This window comes from Nocardioides bruguierae (genome assembly GCF_023554635.1).
GTDB classification, from domain to species: Bacteria; Actinomycetota; Actinomycetes; order Propionibacteriales; family Nocardioidaceae; genus Nocardioides; species Nocardioides bruguierae.
In genome coordinates this window covers 50480-68822 of the sequence record NZ_JAMJPH010000025.1, presented here as the reverse complement: position 1 = coordinate 68822, position 18343 = coordinate 50480, and the positions used below count along the sequence as shown (strand labels likewise).

At 74.8% G+C, this 18343-nt stretch carries 16 protein-coding genes and 1 riboswitch; of the genes, 6 read left to right on the top strand and 10 right to left on the bottom strand.

The window, feature by feature from the left end; all coding sequences use genetic code 11:
* Positions 1-15: 15 nt before the first annotated feature.
* A complete protein-coding gene (locus M8316_RS14065) occupies positions 16-486 on the bottom strand; it encodes an SRPBCC family protein (protein ID WP_250055535.1) in 471 nt (156 codons plus the stop codon).
* Between the two features lie 204 nt (positions 487-690).
* On the opposite strand from M8316_RS14065, the gene M8316_RS14060 reads away from it, so the two are divergent.
* Positions 691-1662, top strand: a complete 972-nt coding sequence (locus tag M8316_RS14060; RefSeq protein ID WP_250055533.1) for an EamA family transporter — start codon at positions 691-693, stop codon at positions 1660-1662.
* A 57-nt stretch (positions 1663-1719) separates the two neighbouring features.
* Positions 1720-1995 (top strand): hypothetical protein, encoded by a 276-nt coding sequence (locus tag M8316_RS14055; RefSeq protein ID WP_250055531.1) that lies wholly within the window; start codon positions 1720-1722, stop codon positions 1993-1995.
* Here the strand turns inward: M8316_RS14055 and M8316_RS14050 are convergent.
* The 8 genes from M8316_RS14050 to gatC all read right to left on the bottom strand — a co-directional run bounded on the left by M8316_RS14050 (position 1982) and on the right by gatC (position 11705).
* Complete coding sequence (locus M8316_RS14050; protein WP_250055529.1) at positions 1982-2911, bottom strand: ECF transporter S component; 930 nt, start codon at positions 2909-2911, stop codon at positions 1982-1984. The genes M8316_RS14055 and M8316_RS14050 overlap by 14 nt on opposite strands.
* Positions 2908-4569, bottom strand: a complete 1662-nt coding sequence (locus M8316_RS14045; RefSeq protein ID WP_250055527.1) for an ABC transporter ATP-binding protein — start codon at positions 4567-4569, stop codon at positions 2908-2910. Before M8316_RS14045 ends, M8316_RS14050 begins: the two co-directional genes overlap by 4 nt.
* Positions 4566-5825, bottom strand: a complete 1260-nt coding sequence (locus tag M8316_RS14040; protein ID WP_250055525.1) for an energy-coupling factor transporter transmembrane component T family protein — start codon at positions 5823-5825, stop codon at positions 4566-4568. The genes M8316_RS14045 and M8316_RS14040 overlap by 4 nt, the downstream gene beginning before the upstream one ends.
* Positions 5822-6895 (bottom strand): hypothetical protein, encoded by a 1074-nt coding sequence (locus tag M8316_RS14035; protein WP_250055523.1) that lies wholly within the window; start codon positions 6893-6895, stop codon positions 5822-5824. The genes M8316_RS14040 and M8316_RS14035 overlap by 4 nt, the downstream gene beginning before the upstream one ends.
* Positions 6896-6897: 2 nt before the next feature.
* Complete coding sequence (locus M8316_RS14030; protein ID WP_250055522.1) at positions 6898-8037, bottom strand: prenyltransferase/squalene oxidase repeat-containing protein; 1140 nt, start codon at positions 8035-8037, stop codon at positions 6898-6900.
* Positions 8038-8144: 107 nt separating this feature from the next.
* A riboswitch (cobalamin riboswitch) is annotated at positions 8145-8236 on the bottom strand.
* Positions 8237-8356: 120 nt separating this feature from the next.
* Positions 8357-9856 carry an Asp-tRNA(Asn)/Glu-tRNA(Gln) amidotransferase subunit GatB gene (gene gatB / locus M8316_RS14025; RefSeq protein ID WP_250055520.1) on the bottom strand — a complete coding sequence of 500 codons (1500 nt, stop codon included), beginning with the start codon at positions 9854-9856 and terminating at the stop codon, positions 8357-8359.
* Positions 9853-11409: an Asp-tRNA(Asn)/Glu-tRNA(Gln) amidotransferase subunit GatA gene (gatA, locus tag M8316_RS14020; RefSeq protein WP_250055518.1), complete on the bottom strand. Its 1557-nt coding sequence runs from the start codon at positions 11407-11409 to the stop codon at positions 9853-9855. Before gatA ends, gatB begins: the two co-directional genes overlap by 4 nt.
* Positions 11406-11705, bottom strand: a complete 300-nt coding sequence (gene gatC, locus M8316_RS14015; protein ID WP_250055516.1) for an Asp-tRNA(Asn)/Glu-tRNA(Gln) amidotransferase subunit GatC — start codon at positions 11703-11705, stop codon at positions 11406-11408. Before gatC ends, gatA begins: the two co-directional genes overlap by 4 nt.
* Before the next feature lie 286 nt (positions 11706-11991).
* On the opposite strand from gatC, the gene M8316_RS14010 reads away from it, so the two are divergent.
* A complete protein-coding gene (locus M8316_RS14010) occupies positions 11992-12594 on the top strand; it encodes a hypothetical protein (RefSeq protein WP_250055514.1) in 603 nt (200 codons plus the stop codon).
* A gap of 13 nt (positions 12595-12607) precedes the next feature.
* Here the strand turns inward: M8316_RS14010 and ligA are convergent, their stop codons facing one another.
* Entirely contained in the window at positions 12608-14797 is a 2190-nt protein-coding gene (ligA, locus tag M8316_RS14005; protein ID WP_250055512.1) for an NAD-dependent DNA ligase LigA, read from the bottom strand.
* A 144-nt stretch (positions 14798-14941) separates the two neighbouring features.
* Between ligA and M8316_RS14000 the strand changes: the two genes are divergently transcribed.
* The 3 genes from M8316_RS14000 to M8316_RS13990 all read left to right on the top strand — a co-directional run bounded on the left by M8316_RS14000 (position 14942) and on the right by M8316_RS13990 (position 18304).
* On the top strand, positions 14942-15673 hold the full coding sequence (locus M8316_RS14000; protein ID WP_250055510.1) for an alpha/beta hydrolase: 732 nt from the start codon (positions 14942-14944) through the stop codon (positions 15671-15673).
* Between the two features lie 273 nt (positions 15674-15946).
* On the top strand, positions 15947-16567 hold the full coding sequence (locus M8316_RS13995) for a TetR/AcrR family transcriptional regulator (protein WP_250055508.1): 621 nt from the start codon (positions 15947-15949) through the stop codon (positions 16565-16567).
* 78 nt (positions 16568-16645) lie between these two features.
* Entirely contained in the window at positions 16646-18304 is a 1659-nt protein-coding gene (locus M8316_RS13990) for an MFS transporter (RefSeq protein ID WP_250055505.1), read from the top strand.
* Positions 18305-18343 lie beyond the last annotated feature (39 nt).

Sequence of the window (18343 nt, the reverse complement as noted above, 5' to 3'; positions counted from 1 at the left end):
CCGGGGAGGCCTGCCTCAGGCCTCGGGGACGCCGGCCTCCAGCTGCGTCTTCATGGCGGCCAGGCCCTTCTCGAAGTCGCCCGCGACCAGCTTCTCCATCGGCACGAACCGGGCGAGCAGCCCCATGAGGCCGGCGTGCACGCCCTGCATCGTCCAGGTGACCAGCGTGCCGTCGGCGACCGGCTCGGTGCCGAAGACCACCGTGTTCTCGGCCCGCATGGGCCGGGTGAAGGCCAGGCCCACGGTCACCGCGGTGGGCGTGACCTCGACGATCCGCATCGAGCCGGCACCGGCCTTGCGGTTGCCCGACCACGCGTAGGCGGCCCCGACGCCGGACTCGGCGCCGCTGTAGACCCGCTCCATGCCCGGGTCCGTGTCCTCCCACGGCGACCAGGAGCGCCACCGGTGGAAGTCGACGACGAGCGCCTGCACGTCCGCCGGGTCCGCGGCGACCCTCGTGCTCCGCGCGATCTGGAACTCACCCATGTGGGCGAGCCTAGGGTCAGGGCGGCCCTCGCGCGAGCGGAACTGCGGACCTGGCTGGTCCGGTGCAGGTGGGCCCGCGTCCGGCTGCCGCGGAGCGTCGGCACGACCGGTGTGGACGGGACTGGGGCTGACGCCGCGCCGACGCCGCGCCGCCGCCGTGGGACGGATGTCGGGCACCTCTTCCGCGGACCCTAGGCTGCCCGGGTGACCGCACGCTCCCCCGCCCCCGCGGCACCCCGGCCCCGGGTGCCCCCGGTCGTGCTCGTGCTGATCGGCATCGCGTCGGTGCAGCTGGGCGCCGGCGTGGCCAAGTCCCTGTTCGACGAGGCCTCGCCGACCACGCTGGTCTGGCTGCGGCTGGTCACCAGCTCGGTGCTGCTGCTGGCGTTCGTGCGGCCGCGGGTGCGCGGCCGCAGCCGCGCCGACTGGGGCGTCGTCCTCGCCTTCGGCGCGAGCCTCGGACTGATGAACTGGGCCATCTACCAGTCCTTCGCCCGGATCCCCCTCGGCGTGGCCGTCACCCTGGAGTTCGTCGGGCCGCTGCTGCTGGCGGTGGCCGGCTCCCGCCGCGCGCGCGACCTGGTCTGGGTGGGTCTCGCCGGGCTCGGCGTGGCGCTGCTCGGCCTCGGCGACGGCGGCCTCACGCTCGTCGGCGCGCTGCTGGCGCTCCTCGCGGGTGCCGCGTGGGCCACCTACATCCTCGCCAGTGCCCGCACCGGGGCCGCCTGGGAGGGCCTGGACGGTCTGGCCGTGGCCAGCACGGTGGCCACCCTGGGGCTCACCCCGTTCGTGCTGGGGCCGGTCGCGACCGGCGGGCACGACGCCGCGCTGACCGACCCGCACGTGCTGCTGCTGGGCGCGGCGGTGGGGCTGCTCTCCTCCGTCGTCCCCTACTCGTGCGAGCTGGTGGCGCTGCGGACGCTGCGCCCCTCCGTCTTCGGCATCCTCATGAGCCTGGAGCCGGCCGCGGCCGCGCTCGCCGGCCTGCTCGTGCTCGGCGAGCTGCTGGGGGCGGCCCAGTGGGCGGCGATCGTGTGCGTGGTGGTGGCCAGCGTCGGGGCGACCCGCTCCGGCGGCCCGCCCGGGGAGCCGGCGGTGGTACCGGACCCGTCGGGGCTGGTGCCCGTCACAGAACGGTCACACGGCGTTAGCCCGGAGGCTCCCGAGCGCTCCTAGCGTGGACGGTGCCGGCAGCTCCAGCCCGCCGGCCGACCACTCCCTGGGAGGCGAGCCGTGACCCACGCACCGCGGACCCCGCTGCTGCGTCTCGTGGCCGAGCGGCCGCGCGCGCCCCTGGCCGTGATCCGTCGTGCCGCCGAGCACGTGGTCGAGTCGAGCGTGCTGGGCTCGCGCCGCAACGCGATGCTCGCGGCCACCGCGCTCGCCGCCGCCCGCGCCGAGCGCGAGGACGTGGAGGAGTTCCTGCGCCTGCGCGAGCAGGCCGTGGCCCCTGCGGTGGCCTCTGCGGGTCGCGCCGGTGCCGAGCCCCGGGGCGTCAGCGCTCGCTGACCCCGCCCGTCGACTCGTCCGCGGCCTCCTGGCCCTGCTCGACGCGGCCCGTCACGGTCGCGCGCCGCGCGGCCCGACGCAGCACCGCGAGGATGCTGGGGCCCAGCACCACGACCGCGACCGCGTTGGTGACGGCGCGGACGGAGTCCCACCCGCCGGTGGAGGTCAGCAGCGTGTAGACGCCGAAGCGCTGGAGGTTCTCCAGCAGCGGGGCACCGGGCACGTAGGTGAGGTCGCCCTCGTGGCCGGGCACCGCGACGCCCAGCGCGAACGGCCAGGACGAGAGGTTCATCAGGGCGCCGAACAGGTAGGCGGCCAGCACCCCGTAGACCGCCAGCAGCGCGATCTCCGCGGCACCGCGCAGCGGGCGTCCACCGAGCCGCTGCGGCAGCAGGCCCGCCAGCATCCCCACCCAGGCCGAGCAGAGCATCTGGAACGGCAGCCACGGCCCCACGCCGCCGGTCATCAGCGCGGAGGCGAGCAACGAGGTGCAGCCCAGCGCGAAGCCGAACCCGGGGCCGAGCACCCGGCCCGCCAGGATCAGCAGGAAGAAGACCAGCTCGATGCCCGCCAGCCCCGGGGAGAGCGCCCGCGCGACCGCGTTGACGGCGCTCAGCACCCCCAGCAGGGCCAGCACCCGGGCGTCCAGGCCGCCCTCGGAGATCTCGGCCAGCACCACGGCCACCACGACCGGCAGCAGCGCCAGGAACAGGAACGGCGGGTCCATCCGCTGGTCCCCCGCCCAGCCGGGCGGCACCTGCACCAGCAGCGGCCAGACCAGCATCATCAGCCCGGCCAGCGACGCCAGACCGAGCACCAGCGCCGAGCGGCGGCTCAGCGGCACCGCCGCCGTCACGTCCTGGTGGAGGCGGGTCTCGAGGCCGGTCTCGAGGCGGGGGTCGGGGGCGGCCGTCATCGCGCACCTCCCGAACCGGCCAGGGCGGCGCGGACCTCGTCCACGACCAGCCAGGGGGCGCCGAGCACCTTGGTCACCTGGGGGCTGAACGCCGGGGACTCCGCGAGCACGGCGCGAGCGGGCCCCGCCGAGACCACCTCGCCCTCGGCCATCACGACCGCGTCATCGGCGACGAGGGCGGCGAACTCCACGTCGTGGGTGGCCACCAGCACCGCCCGGCCCTCGTCCGCGAGCGAGCGCAGGGCCGCGGCCAGCGCGCCCTTGGCGCGGTAGTCCAGGCCGCGGGTCGGCTCGTCGAGCAGGAGCACCGGCGGCCGCGGGACGAGCACCAGCACCAGGGCCAGCGCGAGTCGCTGCCCCTCGGACAGGTCGCGCGGGTGGGCCTCGTCGCGCACGCCGGGCGCGAGGGTGTCGAGCAGCGCCCGGGCCGTGCCGGGGGCCTCGGCCTCGCGGTCCGCGCTGGCCAGCTCCTCGGCCACGGTCTCCAGGTACGGCAGGTCGCCGGCGTCCTGCGGGAGGAGGCCGACGAGGCCGCGGCGCGCGTCCGCGGGCAGGCGTGCGGGGTCGGTGCCGCCGCCGTGCTGGTCGGGGTCGGGCACGACCACGACGCTGCCGCCCGCGCGCTCGCGGGTGCCCTGGAGCGTCCACAGGAGCGTGGACTTGCCGGCGCCGTTGCGCCCCATGAGGGCGGTGACGCGGCCGGTGGGCAGGTCGAGGTCCAGCTCACGGACGGCGACGTGCCGCCCGCCCGGCCCGACGGTGACGGTGAGGTCGCGGGCGCCGAGGCCGCCGGGCGGGCGCTCGCGGACGGGGGTCGCGGGCGCGGGCAGGTCGGTGGTGAGGCCGCGGGCGCGGCGGCGGGCATCGCGGACCGAGAGCGGCAGCGGGCTCCAGCCGGCGGCCCGGCCGAGCTCGACCAGCGGGGGCGCCACGGGCGCGGTCGCGAGGAGGCCGGCCGGGGCGCCGACGTCCAGGTGCCCGTCGGTGCCGAGCAGGGCCAGGGTGTCGGCGAAGGGCACCACCCGCTCGAGCCGGTGCTCGGCGACGAGCACGCTGGTGCCGAGGTCGTGGACGAGGCGGGTGAGCGTCGAGAGCACCTCCTCGGCCGCGGTCGGGTCGAGGGCCGAGGTGGGCTCGTCGAGCACCAGGAGCCGCGGGTGCATCGTGAGCACGGCGCCGACCGCGACCCGCTGCTGCTGGCCGCCGGAGAGCGTGCGCAGCGCCCGGGCGCGCAGGTCGGCGATGCCGAGCAGGTCGAGCGTCTCCTCGACCCGACGGCGCATGGTGCCGGGGGCGACCCCGAGCTGCTCCATGCCGTAGGCCAGCTCCTCCTCGACCGTGTCGGTGACGAAGCCCAGCGCCGGGTCCTGGCCGACGTAGCCGACCAGGTGGGCGCGCTCGCGCGGTGGCGCGTGCAGCACCGAGGCGCCGTCGAGCAGCACGTCGCCGCCCAGCACGCCGCCGGTGAAGCGGGGCACCTGCCCGGCGACGACCCCGAGGAGCGTGGACTTGCCGACGCCGGTGGGGCCGGCGAGCACGGTCAGCTCGCCCTCCTCCACGACGAGGTCGACGTCGCTGAGCACGCGGCGGGCCGGGGACTCGGCGGTGGCGGGGTGGCTGAAGGTGATCCCGCGCAGCTCCAGCAGCGGGGCGCTCATGCGTCCTCCCCCGTCACCGGCGGAGGCGGTGCGACGAGGCCGGTGAGCACGGCCACGACGCAGACCACCAGGGCCCCCGGCGCGAGGCCCGGCAGGGCGTCGGTGCCCGGGTAGGCGAGCGCGACCTGGTGGGTGGAGGTGTGCCAGGCCAGCACGCCGACGGCCACGCCGCCGAGGGCGACGACGACCTCGGGCCAGCGCCAGCGGTCGGGGCGGTAGCGGGTGCGGGGCACGCGAGCACCGGCCGCGCGCAGCCCCAGGACGGCGGCGAGCAGCCCGACCCCCAGCATGGGCAGGGCCAGCACCCGCGGGGCGGTCTGGTCGAGCACGGCGTAGACGCCGACGCAGACGCCGACCAGGCCGGTGAGCATGAGCGCCCCGGTGCGTCGCCGGGAGCGGGCGTCGGCGCCGGCGGTGCGGCCGTAGCCGCGGGCGTCCATGCTGGCCGCCATCGCCAGGGACCGCTCGAGCGCGTCCTCCAGCACCGGGACCAGGAGGCGTCGCAGGCCGCGCACCCGCCCGCTGGGGCCGGAGCGCAGCGACTGCGCGGCGCGCACCCGCTGCACGGACTCGGCCAGCTGCGGCAGCACCGTGACCGCGACGACCAGGGCCGTGCCGACCTCGTAGAGCGCCGCGGGCACCGAGCGCAGGAGCCGCTTGGGGTTGGCCAGCGCGTTCGCGGCACCCACGGCGATGACGATGGCGGCCAGCCGGAGGCCGTCGTAGAGCCCGCTGAGCACGGTGGACGTGGTCACGGGGCCGAGCAGCGCGATGCCGGCGGCGAACCCGGGCAGCGGGATGCTCGGCAGGTCCAGCAGCACCGGACCGGTGGCGTAGGCGCCGCCCAGCAGCACGCGGAAGGTGACCCGCAGGGCCACGATCGCGGCCCCCAGGGCGAGGTAGAACCGGAAGGAGCGCGACCACGGCTGGTCGCCGTGGCGTGCGGAGACGACGAGCGCCGCCGACCCGACGAGCAGCAGCAGCGCGAACGGGTTGGTGGTCAGCGAGGCCGCCGTGGCCAGGCCGAGGGCCCAGACCCACCACGCGACCGGGTGCAGGTCGCGCGGGAGCCGGGCCGCGCGGGCGCGCGCGAGGAGTCGTCGACCGGCACCGGTGCGGGCGCGGGCGCGGGCGCCCGAGGGCCCACCGGGCCTACCCGGCCCATCCTGGACCGCTCCCCCGGCCCGGCCCGTGGGCGCGGCGGCCACCGCGTCCGGGGTGCCGGGCGCGGAGGAGCGGTCCTGGGTGCTGGTCACCGGGGGTCGGGCCCCCCGTTCCCTGTGTTGCTGCTGCCCGTGGCGGTGCGGGCTCGGTGGCGGCGGGCGAGGGCGACGCCGCCCGCGCCGAGGAGCACCGCCAGCACGGCGGCGCCGGCGATCCCGGCGGGGATGCCGCCGTCGGTCTCGGACGCCGCCAGAGACGTGTCGTCGCTGACGGTGTCCCCGTCGTCGGTCGCCTCGGCGCTCGGGTCCGTGCTCGGCTCGGCGCTCGCGGAGGCCTCCGCGCTCGCCGAGGCGGCCGCACGCGCGGCCTTGCGCCGCTCGGCGCGCCGGGCCTTCGCGCGGGCGTCGCCGGTGGCGGACTCGGTGGCGGACTCGGTGGCGTCGTCGCCGGCCTCGGCGGACGTATCCGTCGAGGGGTCGGCGCTCGCGTCGGCGGAGGCGCCGCTCGACGAGCCGGAGCCCGAGGAGCCGGAACCGCCCGAGCCGCCGGAACCGCCCGAGCCGGAGCCCGAGCCACCCGAGCTGCCCTTGCCGGAGCTGCCGGAGGACCCGCTGCCCGAGCCGGAGCCCGACCCGGAGCCCGACCCGGAGCCCGACGTGGGCGACGCGGACGCGCCGTGCTGCGGGGCGCTGGTGGCCGGGGTGACGGTGCCGCTCTGGTCGTCCCAGGTGACGGCGACGGAGCCGCCCGCGGGCACCGTGAGCGACCAGGCGCCCTGCTGCGAGTAGGTCCAGCCGCCCTCGCCGTCGCTCCACCACAGGTTCCAGTACGCACTGGCAGGCGGGGTGTTCACGCACGGGTCGTCGGCCGGGACGCCGTCGACCCGGCAGATGAAGCCGGGCTGGCGCGTGGGCTGGGTGAGGCTGTGCCCGGCCGCGGTGAGCAGGGTGGCCGCGGTGTCCCCGCCGCCGTCCACGCACGCGGTCTGCACGCCTCCGCCGAGGCCGTTGAACTCGACCACGACGCTGACCCCGCCGGCGTCTGCGCAGGTGGCGGCGCCGGCGGGCGCGGCGAGGGCGAGCGAGCCCAGGCAGGCCGAGGCCGCCGCGAGCACGAGGCCCGCGGCGGCCCGGGTGGCCCTGGTGGCCGTGCCGGTGGGCACGATCAGCCCTTGCAACCGGCGATCGTCAGGCTCGCCAGCGCCGGGGCGGCGTCGGCGGTGGCCTTCTGCCACTGGTAGGCACCGGTGTCGCTGATGCCGTCGGACTCGCCGGTGCGGCGGGTCTTCGGGTCGTAGGCGATGGCGCCGTTCTGGCCGGCGAGCGCGTCGCCGCTGCGGGCGCCGAGCACCTGGGAGCGGGTGATCCACTGGGCCGCGTCCTGGGCCCGGGTGCAGGCACCGAGGGCGGTCAGGGCCCGGGCGGCCAGGCCGGTGGAGTCGGTGTTGGACGACTCCGTGCTGGAGCCACCGCCGTAGGAGCCGTTGCGCTTCTGGCCGGTGCGCAGCCACGACAGGGCGTCGGCCAGCGCGGCGTCGACCTTGCGGACCAGCACCGGGGAGCCGGAGGTCGCGATGGCCGTGAGCGACAGGACGGCCTGGGCGGTGCTGTCGGTGTCGGCGCCGGAGTCGTCGGCACCGCTCTTGCAGCCCTGGCGCTTGGCCGAGGCGTCGTTGAAGTTCAGCCGGAAGTAGCCCTCGTCGCACTGCTGGCGCAGCAGGAACCGGGTGGCCGCGATGGCCTTCTTGCGCGAGCCGTCCTCCGCGAGCGCCTGTGCGGCGAACGCCTGGCCGAAGACGTTGGCGGTGTCGGCGTAGCCGGTGTCGTCCTGGACGCGGCCGACGATGCCGTCGTCGGTGCTGAGCATGGCCTTGAGGTTGACGATCAGGTCGTCCTGCGCGTTCGCCGGGCTGAGGCCGGCGTCCTGGAGGAAGGCGGCCGCCTTGGCGGTCGCGGAGGCGTAGCCGAGGACCTCGCCGTCGGCGTAGGTGTAGCCACGCACGCCCTCGCTGACGGCCTGGGCCACCGCGTCCACCGTGTCCGCACCGGCGCCCAGCTCGAGGAGGGCGGTCGCGACGTCGATGGAGACGCCGTAGTCGGAGTAGGAGTAGGTCGAGCCGTCGTAGTCGTAGAAGACCTCGACGAGGCCGTTCTCCGCCGGCTGCTTGGCCAGCCACTGGGCGGCCTTGGTCTCGCGCTTCTGGGCGGTGACGGCACCGGCCGGGGCGACCGTGCCCAGGGCCAGGGCTCCGGTGGTCAGCGCGACGGTGGCGAGCGCCGCGACGCGGCGCAGAGGGGTCTTCACTGGTGTTCCTTCCCGCTGCACAGCGAGAAGGCGTTGCCGGACCCGGTGCCCGGCGTGCCCACTCGCTGCTTTCCTCGACAGCGTGTGATCAGGACGGCCCGGGTGCAGGTGTTCCGGCTCGCCCGCGCCGCCACGCCCCAGGGGCGGCGACCACGGGCCTACGGTTGCGGGTCAGCGCCGGACTTTCCACCGGCTTCCCCCGCGCACGGGCATGTCTGGAGTTGGTGGGCTCACCCTACGACGAACGGCCCCGCTCACCTACCCGGAGGATGGTGAGCGGGGCCGCTCCTTCTGGTCTTGACCCGCGCGTGGCGGTGGGTCAGGTGAGCTTGGCCAGGATCAGCTCGCGGACCTTGCCCGCGTCGGCCTGCCCGCGCATCTCCTTCATCACCGCACCGATGAGGGCGCCGGCCGCGGCGACCTTGCCGTCACGGATCTTGTCGGCGACGTCCGGGTTGGCCTCGATCGCCTTGTCGACGGCCGCCGAGAGCGCGCCGTCGTCGGAGACGATGCCGAGGCCGCGCGCGGCGATGATCTCGTCCGGGGTGCCCTCGCCCGCGAGAAGGCCGTCGAAGACCTGGCGCGCGAGCTTGTCGTTCAGGGTGCCGGCGTCCACGAGCTTCTGGACGGCGGCGACGTCGGCGGGGCTGACGCCGAGCTCGGAGATCTCCGCGCCGGTGTCGTTGGCCCTGCGCGCCATCTCGCCGAGCCACCACTTGCGGGCGGCCTGCGGTGCCGCACCCAGCGCGATGGTCTCCTCGACCAGGCCGAGCGCGCCGGCACCGACGGTGTCGCGCATCTCCAGGTCGGAGAAGCCCCACTCGGCCTGCAGGCGGGCCCGCTTGGCGGTCGGGTTCTCGGGCAGGGTGCCGCGCAGCTCCTCGACCCACTCCCGGCTCGGCGCGACCGGCACGAGGTCGGGCTCGGGGAAGTAGCGGTAGTCCTCCGCGTCCGACTTCTCGCGCCCGGAGGTGGTGATGCCCGAGTCCTCGTGGAAGTGCCGGGTCTCCTGGAGGATGCTGCCGCCCGCGTCGAGGACGCCGGCGTGCCGGCTCATCTCGAAGCGGACCGCGCGCTCGACCGAGCGGAACGAGTTCACGTTCTTCGTCTCGGTGCGGGTGCCGAGCTTCTCGGTGCCGATCGGGGCGAGCGAGAGGTTCACGTCGGCACGCAGGTTGCCCTGGTCCATCCGGGCCTCGGAGACGCCCAGGGCCACGATCAGCTCGCGCAGCTGCTGCACGTACGCGCGGGCGACCTCGGGGGCCTTGGCGCCGGCGCCGGTGATCGGCTTGGTGACGATCTCGATCAGGGGGATGCCGGCGCGGTTGTAGTCGACCAGCGAGTAGTCGGCGCCCTGGATGCGGCCGGTGACGCCGACGTGGGTCGACTTGCCGGTGTCCTCCTCCATGTGGGCGCGCTCGATGCCGACGCGGAAGGTCTCGCCGTCCACGTCGACATCCATGTACCCCTCGAACGCGATCGGCTCGTCGTACTGGGAGGTCTGGAAGTTCTTCGGCATGTCCGGGTAGAAGTAGTTCTTCCGGGCGAAGCGGCACCACTCCGCGATCTCGCAGTTCAGCGCGAGGCCGATGCGGATCGCGGCCTCGACGCCGCCCTTGTTGACCGCCGGCATGGAGCCGGGCAGTCCGAGGCAGGTCGGGCAGACCTGGGTGTTCGGCTCGCCGCCGAACGCGGTGGAGCAGCCGCAGAACATCTTGGTGGCCGTCGACAGCTCGACGTGCACCTCGAGGCCCAGCGCGGGCTCGTAGCGGGTGAGGACCTCGTCGAAGTCGACGAGCGTCTCGGTGGTGGCGCTCATCGGAGGGCCCCTTCCGTGCTCGTGAGGGTCGCGACCTCGGGGGCCTGGTCCAGCAGCGGGCCGCCCCACTCCTTCTCCAGCGCGGCCTCGAGGGCGGCGCCGACGCGGTAGAGCCGGTCGTCGGCCAGCTGCGGGGCGAGGATCTGGAAGCCGACGGGCAGCCCGTCCTCCTCCGCCAGGCCGGCGGGCAGCGACATGCCGGGCACGCCCGCGAGGTTCGCGGGGATGGTGGCGAGGTCGTTGAGGTACATCGCCAGCGGGTCGTCGAGCTTCTCCCCGAGCTTGAACGCGGTGGTGGGCGCGGTGGGGCTGACCAGGACGTCCACGGACTCGAACGCGGCGTCGAAGTCGCGCTGGATGAGCGTGCGGACCTTCTGCGCGGTGCCGTAGTAGGCGTCGTAGTAGCCCGAGCTGAGCGCGTAGGTGCCGAGGATGATGCGGCGCTTGACCTCGTCGCCGAAGCCGGCGTCGCGGGTGGCGCGCATGACCGCCTCGGCCGACGGGGAGTCGTTGCCCTCCGGCATCACGCGGATGCCGTAGCGCATGGCGTCGAAGCGGGCCAGGTTCGAGGACGCCTCGCACGGCATGACCAGGTAGTAGGCCGCCAGGGCGTGGACGAAGCTCGGGCAGGAGACCTCGACGACCTCGGCGCCGGCGGCGACGAGCTTGTCGAGGGCCTCGGTGAAGCGGGCGCGGACGCCGGCCTGGTAGCCGTCGCCGCCCAGCTCGGTGATGACGCCGACCTTGAGGCCCGTCAGGTCGCCGGTGGCGCCCTGCTGCGCGGCCTCGACCAGCGAGGGCAGCGGCTCGACCACCGAGGTGGAGTCGAGCGGGTCGTGCCCGCCGATGAGCTCCTGGAGCAGCGCGGAGTCCATGACCGTGCGGGTCACGGGGCCGACCTGGTCGAGGCTGTTGGCCATCGCCACGAGGCCGTAGCGCGAGACCGCGCCGTAGGTGGGCTTCACGCCGACGGTGCCGGTGACGGCACCGGGCTGGCGGATCGACCCGCCGGTGTCGGTGCCCAGCGCCAGCGGGGCCTGGAACGCGGCCACGGCCGCGGCCGAGCCGCCGCCGGAGCCGCCCGGGATGCGGGTGGTGTCCCACGGGTTGCGGGTCGGGCCGTAGGCGGAGTGCTCGGTGGAGGAGCCCATCGCGAACTCGTCCATGTTGGTCTTGCCGAGGATCGGCAGGCCGGCGGCCTTGAGGCGGGCCACGACGGTCGCGTCGTACGGCGGCACCCAGCCCTCGAGCATCTTCGAGCCGCAGGTGGTGGGCAGGCCGGTGGTGGCCAGCACGTCCTTCACCGCGACGGGCACGCCGTCGAGCGGGCTCAGCGGGGCGCCGGCGGCGCGGCGGGCGTCGGAGGCCTCGGCCTGGGCGAGCGCGCCCTCGGCGTCGACGTGCAGGAACGCGTGGATGCCGCCCTCGGCGTCGCCGTCGGTGGCGGCGATCCGCTCGAGCGCGGCGCGGGTGAGGGCGACCGAGGTGGTCTCGCCGGAGGCCAGGGCGTCGGCCATCTGCGCGGCGGTGGCGCGGGTCGGGTCGATGCTCATGCCTCCTCCCCCAGGATGCGCGGGACGGCGAAGCGCTGCTCCTCCACCTCGGGGGCACCGGAGAGCGCCTGCTCCGCGGTGAGGCCGGGGGTGACGACGTCCTCGCGGAAGACGTTGGTCAGGGGCAGCGGGTGCGAGGTGGCGGGGACGTCGTCCCCGACCACGCCGGTGATCGAGGCGACCGCGTCGAGGATCACCGAGAGCTGCGGGGCCATGTGGTCCAGCTCGGCGTCCGACAGGTCGATCCTCGACAGCGCGGCCAGGTGGGCCACCTCGTCGCGGGTGATGTCAGGCATGGGCCCCATCCTAGGAGCGACCGCCCGCGGCGGTCCCCGGTGGTCCCGCGCGTCCCGGATAACGTGGTTGACAGTTCAACTGGATGGGCCGTGAAGCCCACCGATCCCCCCGAGCGTCCGCGCCCCGCCCGACCCTGTGCCGGGCGGACTCCCCTGCGCGGACCCGCGGCCCCGGGACCTTCTCCCGGGGCCGTCCTCGGCCCTGGACGCCCTCTCCTCGTCACCGGCGAGGTCGTTCTCGTCGCATCCGGAGCAACATCAGCGCGCGTCCACCTACCCTGACGTCGTGCCGACGACCATCGAGACCTCCCCGCCCGCAGGCGACGCCCCCTCGGCACCACGTTCGCGCAGGCGCAGGCGCGCGGCCGCTCTCCTGCTGGTCATCGCCCTCGGCCTGGCGGCGGTCGGCGGAGTGCAGGGCTGGCGGTGGTGGACGCACCCGACGGTGCTGGGGGAAGCCGAAGGGTTCGGCTGGTTCGTCGCGGACCCACTGGCCGTGGCCGACGCCTCGCTCTACTACCTCGTGGCGTGGCCGTTGGGGGACGACGCGGCGACGACGATCACGATCGAGGACGCCGCCCCGGTGCTGACCACCGACGGGACCCGCGCCGACATCTCTGTGGTGGTCTGCCGCGGCGCCGACGAGGAGCCCATGGGTGTGGGGCCGAGCCTCGCCGGGTGGTGTGAGGCGACCGAGCCGGCCGTCGGCGCGACGTTCACCTGGGGCGGCGGGGCCGACGAGGCGCTCTACGTCCTCGTCACGGCCCAGCAGCCGGGCCGTACCCGACTGACCGCGGTCGACCTCACGTACTCCTACGAGGTCGGCCCGTTCACCCGCCGCGGCACGGAGCGGCTGGAGGAGCAGGTCTTCGTCCTGCGGGCCCGCTGATCCTCCCCGCGGGTCAGCCCTCTGGCTGCGCCGCGTCCTCCGGAGCCTCGGGGTCCTCGGCCTCGGTCACGGCAGCCGGGCCGTGCTCGAGCAGGGCCTTGAAGCCGTCCTCGTCGAGGATCGGGACGCCGAGCTGCTCGGCCTTCTCCGCCTTGGAGCCTGCGTTCTCGCCGATCACCACGAAGCTGGTCTTCTTCGACACCGAGCCGGCGGCCTTGCCGCCGCGGCTCAGGATCGCCTCCTTCGCGGAGTCACGGGAGAAGTCCTCGAGGCTGCCCGTCACGACGACGGTGAGGCCCTCGAGGGTCCGCGGGACGGACTCGTCCCGCTCGTCCTCCATCGAGACCCCGCACGCCGCCCACTTCTCCACGATCTCGACGTGCCAGTCGACGTCGAACCACTCGATCACGGCGGCCGCGATGGTCGGGCCCACGCCGTCGATGGCGGCCAGCGTCTCCTCGTCCGCCCCGCGGATCGCGGCCATCGAGCCGAGCTCGGTGGCCAGGGCGCGGGCGGCGGTGGGGCCGACGTGCCGGATCGACAGCGACACCACGACCCGCCACAGCGGCACGTCGCGGGTCTGCTGCCGGATGGCGTCCAGCGCCACCAGCAAGCCCTGGCCGTTGGCGTTGAGGACCCGCTGCCCCTCGGGGTCGCCCTCGACCTCGCCCTTCTTGGCGGCACGGGTGTAGAGGTCGGTGCGCAGCAGCGCCGACTCGTCGAGCGCGAAGAGGTCGCCCTCGTTGCGGACGACACCGGAGTCCAGCAGGGAGACGACGCCTTCGTAGCCCAGGTTGTCGATGTCGAGGGCGGAGCGGCCGGCCACGAAGGAGAGTCGCTCGCGCACCTGCCCGGGGCACTGCTCGTGGTTGGGGCAGCGCAGGTCCTTGTCGCCCTCCTTCTGCTCGGCCAGGGTCGTGCCGCACGACGGGCACTCCGACGGCATGACCCACGCCGGCAGCCCCTCGGGGCGCAGCGCCAGCACGGGGCCGAGGATCTCGGGGATGACGTCGCCGGCCTTGCGCAGCACCACGGTGTCGCCGGGGCGCACGTCCTTGCGCTTGACCTCGTGCCCGTTGTGCAGGGTCGCGTTCTCGACGGTGGAGCCCGCGACCTTCGTCGGCTCCATCACGCCGTAGGGCGTCACCCGGCCGGTGCGGCCGACGTTGACCCGGATGTCGAGGAGCTTGGCGTTGACCTCCTCCGGCGGGTACTTCCAAGCGATGGCCCACCGGGGTGCGCGGCTGGTGGAGCCGAGGCGCCGCTGCAGCGCGGTGTCGTCGACCTTGACCACGACGCCGTCGATCTCGTGCTCGACGTCGTGCCGGTGCTCCCCGTAGTAGGAGATGAACTCGCGGACGTCGGCCAGCGTCGGCAGCACCCGGACCCGGTCGCTGGTGTGCAGGCCCCAGGCCGTCAGCGCCTCGTAGGCGTGCGACTGTGCCGCAGGCGTGAAGCCGTCACGGGCACCGATGCCGTGGCAGACCATGTCCAGCGCCCGCGAGGCGGTGACCCGGGGGTCCTTCTGCCGCAGCGAGCCGGCCGCCGCGTTGCGCGGGTTCGCGAACACCGGCTTGCCCGCGTCCGCCATCGCCTCGTTGAGCCGCTCGAAGGCGGCCACGGGCAGGAAGACCTCGCCGCGCACCTCCACCAGCCTCGGCACGGGGAACTCGTCGGTGCCCGTCAGGCGCGTGGGCACCGACTCGATCGTGCGGACGTTCGGCGTGACGTCCTCACCCGTGGTGCCGTCACCGCGGGTCAGCGCCCGCACCAGGCGACCGTCCTCGTAGAGAAGGTTGATCGCCAAGCCGTCGACCTTGAGCTCGCACAGCAGGGCGGGCTCCTCGACGCCGTCGCGCGCCAGTCGCTCGTACCAGGCGAGCAGCTCGTCGCCGTCGAAGGCGTTGTCGAGGCTCTCCATGCGCTGGAGGTGGTCGTGCGCGGCGAAGTCGGTGGAGACCGCACCGCCGACCTTCTGGGTCGGGCTGTCGGGCGTGCGCAGGTCCGGGTGGGCCGCCTCCAGCTCCTCCAGCCGGCGCATGCGGCGGTCGAACTCCGCGTCGTCCAGCGTGGGGCTGTCGAGCACGTAGTACCGCCAGCGCGCGTCCTCGACCTCCTCGGCCAGCAGCCGGTGCTCCTCGCGCGCCTCGGCCGGGGTCGGCTCGGCGGCGGTGGGGCTGCTGGGGGTGGGGGCCTCGCTCATGGAGGACATCTTGCCGCGCCGCTCCGACAGCCCGGTCCCACCCCTGGACCCACCCCTGACCGCACCCCTGACCCCACCCCTGGCGGCGAGCGCGCGGACGCCACCCATCCGGTTCACTGGCCACGACGAACCAGGAGCGTGCCCGTGCCCCACCCCAGCCCCCGCGAGGGCTCCCCCGACGCCCCCGCGAGCCCCGTGCACCCCCACGAGATCGACGAGGCCCACGAGAGCACCGTCCCGGCGCCGCTGCCGTCGGAGCGCCTCGTGCGCGAGGCCGTGGCGCGGCCCCGTGCCCTGGTCCTGGCCCTGCACGGGGGCACCGTCCGCTCCACCGCCCCGGTCACCGGCCGCAGCGCCTCGTGGCACCGGATGCGTGCGGTCCAGCGCGACATCGCCGCTGGCCTCGCCGACGCCGGCGTGGCGACCTGGCTGCTGCGCTACTCCGAGCGCGGCTGGAACGGTGACGGCGCCGTCGTCCGCGCCGACGCCCGGGCCGCCCTGGCCCAGGTCCGCGCCGAGCACGGCGACCTGCCCGTCGTCCTGCTGGGGCACTCCATGGGCGCCCGCGTGGCCGTGCACGAGGCGGACGACCCGCAGGTCGTCGGGGTCGTCGGCCTCGCGCCGTGGTGGCAGCCCGACGACCCGGTGACCGCCCTGACCGGCCGGCACCTGCGGGCCGCCCACGGCACCGGCGACCACATCACCTCCGCGACCATGACCGCGGCCTACGTGGAGCGCGCCGGGCGGCTCACCGCGTCCGCGGCGTTCACGCCGATGGGTCCGGTCGGCCACTACATGCTGCGTCGGGTGCCCGCCTGGCACGCCGCGGCGCTGGACGGGTGCCTGGACGTGCTCCGCTCCGCCGACGCCGTCTGAGCGTCCGCCTCCCCTCTCCTTCCGCTCCCGGGATCGCCCCGGCGTCGTCCCCGGTCGGCGGTGCTGCCGCGACGACGCGTGCCGACTGTCGGTGGTCGGTGCTGGACTCGGTGCTGGGCTCGGCGCCGGACTCGGCACCGAGCTCGCGATCAGCCCCAGGACAGTGACGCGGAACACGCTTGCCACGGGTGAAACGAAACCGTACCGTTTCGTCCGTTGGTACGAAACAGTTTCGTTCCATCGCTGTCCGCCACCAGCGTCGGAAGGACCCGCATGACCCCCGTCGAGCCCGGCACCCGGCCCCGCGTCGAGGGTGACCGCGAGAGCGAGATCCTCGCCTCGGCCCTCGAGGTGCTCCTCGAGGTCGGCATCGACCGCCTGACCATGGACGCCGTGGCCCAGCGGGCCAGTGCCTCCAAGGCCACGCTGTACCGACGCTGGGCCGACAAGACGACCCTCGTGGCGGCCGCGCTGGCCGCCCACAAGAGGTCCCGTCCGGTGCCGGACACCGGCACCCTGCGCACCGACCTCCAGGCCATGTTCTGCGGCAAGGAGGGCGTCACCGACCCCCGTCAGGCCGCCATGATGGCCGGCATCGCCGCCGCCATCGCCCGTGACCCGGAGTTCGCCGACGCGTTCCGCAGCGCGGTGGTCGCGCCCCAGATCCACGCCTCCCGCACCGTCTGGGAGCGCGCCCGCGACCGCGGTGAGGTCCGCCCGGACCTCGACCTCGACCTCGTCGAGAGCGCGCTGTCGGGCATCGTGCTGCACCGCGTGTTCGTCCTCGGCGAGACCCCGGACGACGAGACCGTCACCCGGATCATCGACCAGATCCTCCTGCCCTGCTCGCGCCCGCAGGGCGCCCCGCTGGACACGGCCGCCACCCAGGCCTGAGCCACCGCGCTCCTCGCACCCCGAGCCCGTCGCCACCGCGACCGGGCCCTCCTCACGCACGTCCCGGAAGGACCCCCCGTGACCGACACCTCTCTCGCCGACGGCCTCGAGCCCGTCGAGCCGACCGAGCAGACCGGCGGCGCCCGGCACCTGGGGTGGGCGCTCGTGCTCATCTCGGTCGCCCAGCTGATGGTCGTGCTCGACGCGACCATCGCGAACATCGCGCTGCCCCACATCCAGGTCGACCTGGACATCAGCTCGGCCAACCTGACCTGGATCGTCACCGGCTACGCCCTCGCCTTCGGCGGCCTGCTGCTGCTCGGCGGTCGCCTGGGCGACCTGTACGGCCGCCGCCGCGTGTTCATGATCGGCCTGGCCGTCTTCGCCGTCGCCTCCCTGCTCGGCGGGATGGCCACCAACGAAGGCCTGCTGCTCGGCGCCCGCGCCCTCCAGGGCCTCGGCGCCGCACTGGCCTCCCCGGCCGCCCTGGCCCTCATCACCACGACGTTCCCGGCCGGCCCGGCCCGCAACCGCGCGTTCGCGGTCTACGCGGCGATGTCCGGCGCCGGCGCGGCCGTGGGCCTCATCCTCGGCGGCTGGCTCACCGGCCTCGACTCCGCGTTCGGCTTCGACGTCGAGGGCTGGCGCCTGACGTTCCTCATCAACGTGCCGATCGGCCTCGTGGCCGCGGCCGTGGCCCCGCTGCTGCTGCCCGAGTCCGAGACCCACCCCGGCGAGCTGGACGTCCCCGGCGCCATCACCGGCACGCTCGGCCTCGTCGGCATCGTCTTCGGCTTCACCCGGGCCGGCGAGTCCGACTACGGGTGGGGCAGCGCGCAGACGCTGGTCTCGCTCGCCGCCGGCGTCCTGCTCCTGGCCGCCTTCGTGCTGATCGAGCGGCGCCGCGAGCACCCCCTGCTGCCGATCCGCATCTTCGCCAACCGCAACCGGGCCGCCAGCCTGGTGGCGATGCTCATCGCCCCCGCGGCCATGTTCGCGATGTTCTACTACCTCAGCCTGTTCGTGCAGCAGATCATGGGCTACTCCAGCCTGCGCACCGGCTTCGCGTTCCTGCCGTTCAGCGTCGGCATCGTCATCGGCGCCACGATCAGCTCGAACCTGGTCAACCGCATCCGGCCGCGCTACATCTCCGGCGTCGGCACGCTGGTGGCCGCGGCCTGCCTCTTCGGCTACTCCACGCTCTCGGTCGACGACTCCCCCGCCGCCGTCCTGGCCTCGCTCGGCGGCGACCCGCTGGGCGCGGACGTGAACTACTGGCTGCACCTGGCGCCGTTCATCTTCTTCATGGCGCTCGGCATGGGCATGACCTTCGTGCCGCTGACCCTCACCGCCGTGCACCACCTGCCGGCGCACGACTCCGGCATCGGCTCCGGCGTGCTGAACACGATGCAGCAGGTGGGCGGCGCGATCGGCCTGGCGGCTCTCTCCACGGTGGCCCTGCACTACATCAACGACACCGGCGCCCGGGTGGCCCCCGACCTCGCCCAGGGCCTGACCCAGGCCGGGGTGGACCCGACCGGTGTCGTGCCGGGCACCTCGACCAGCTACCTCGACGCGGCGGTCTTCTCCGCCTCCTTCACCGACGGCGCCACCCACGCGTTCCTCGTCGGTGCGGCGATGATGCTGATCGCCTCGGTGATCATCTGGATCTTCCTCGACGTCAAGCCCGAGGAGCTGGCCACCGACGGCCCCGAGGGCGGCGTGCACGTCGGCTGAGCCCCACCCACCCCGCCGAGGCGCGGGACGTCATACCTC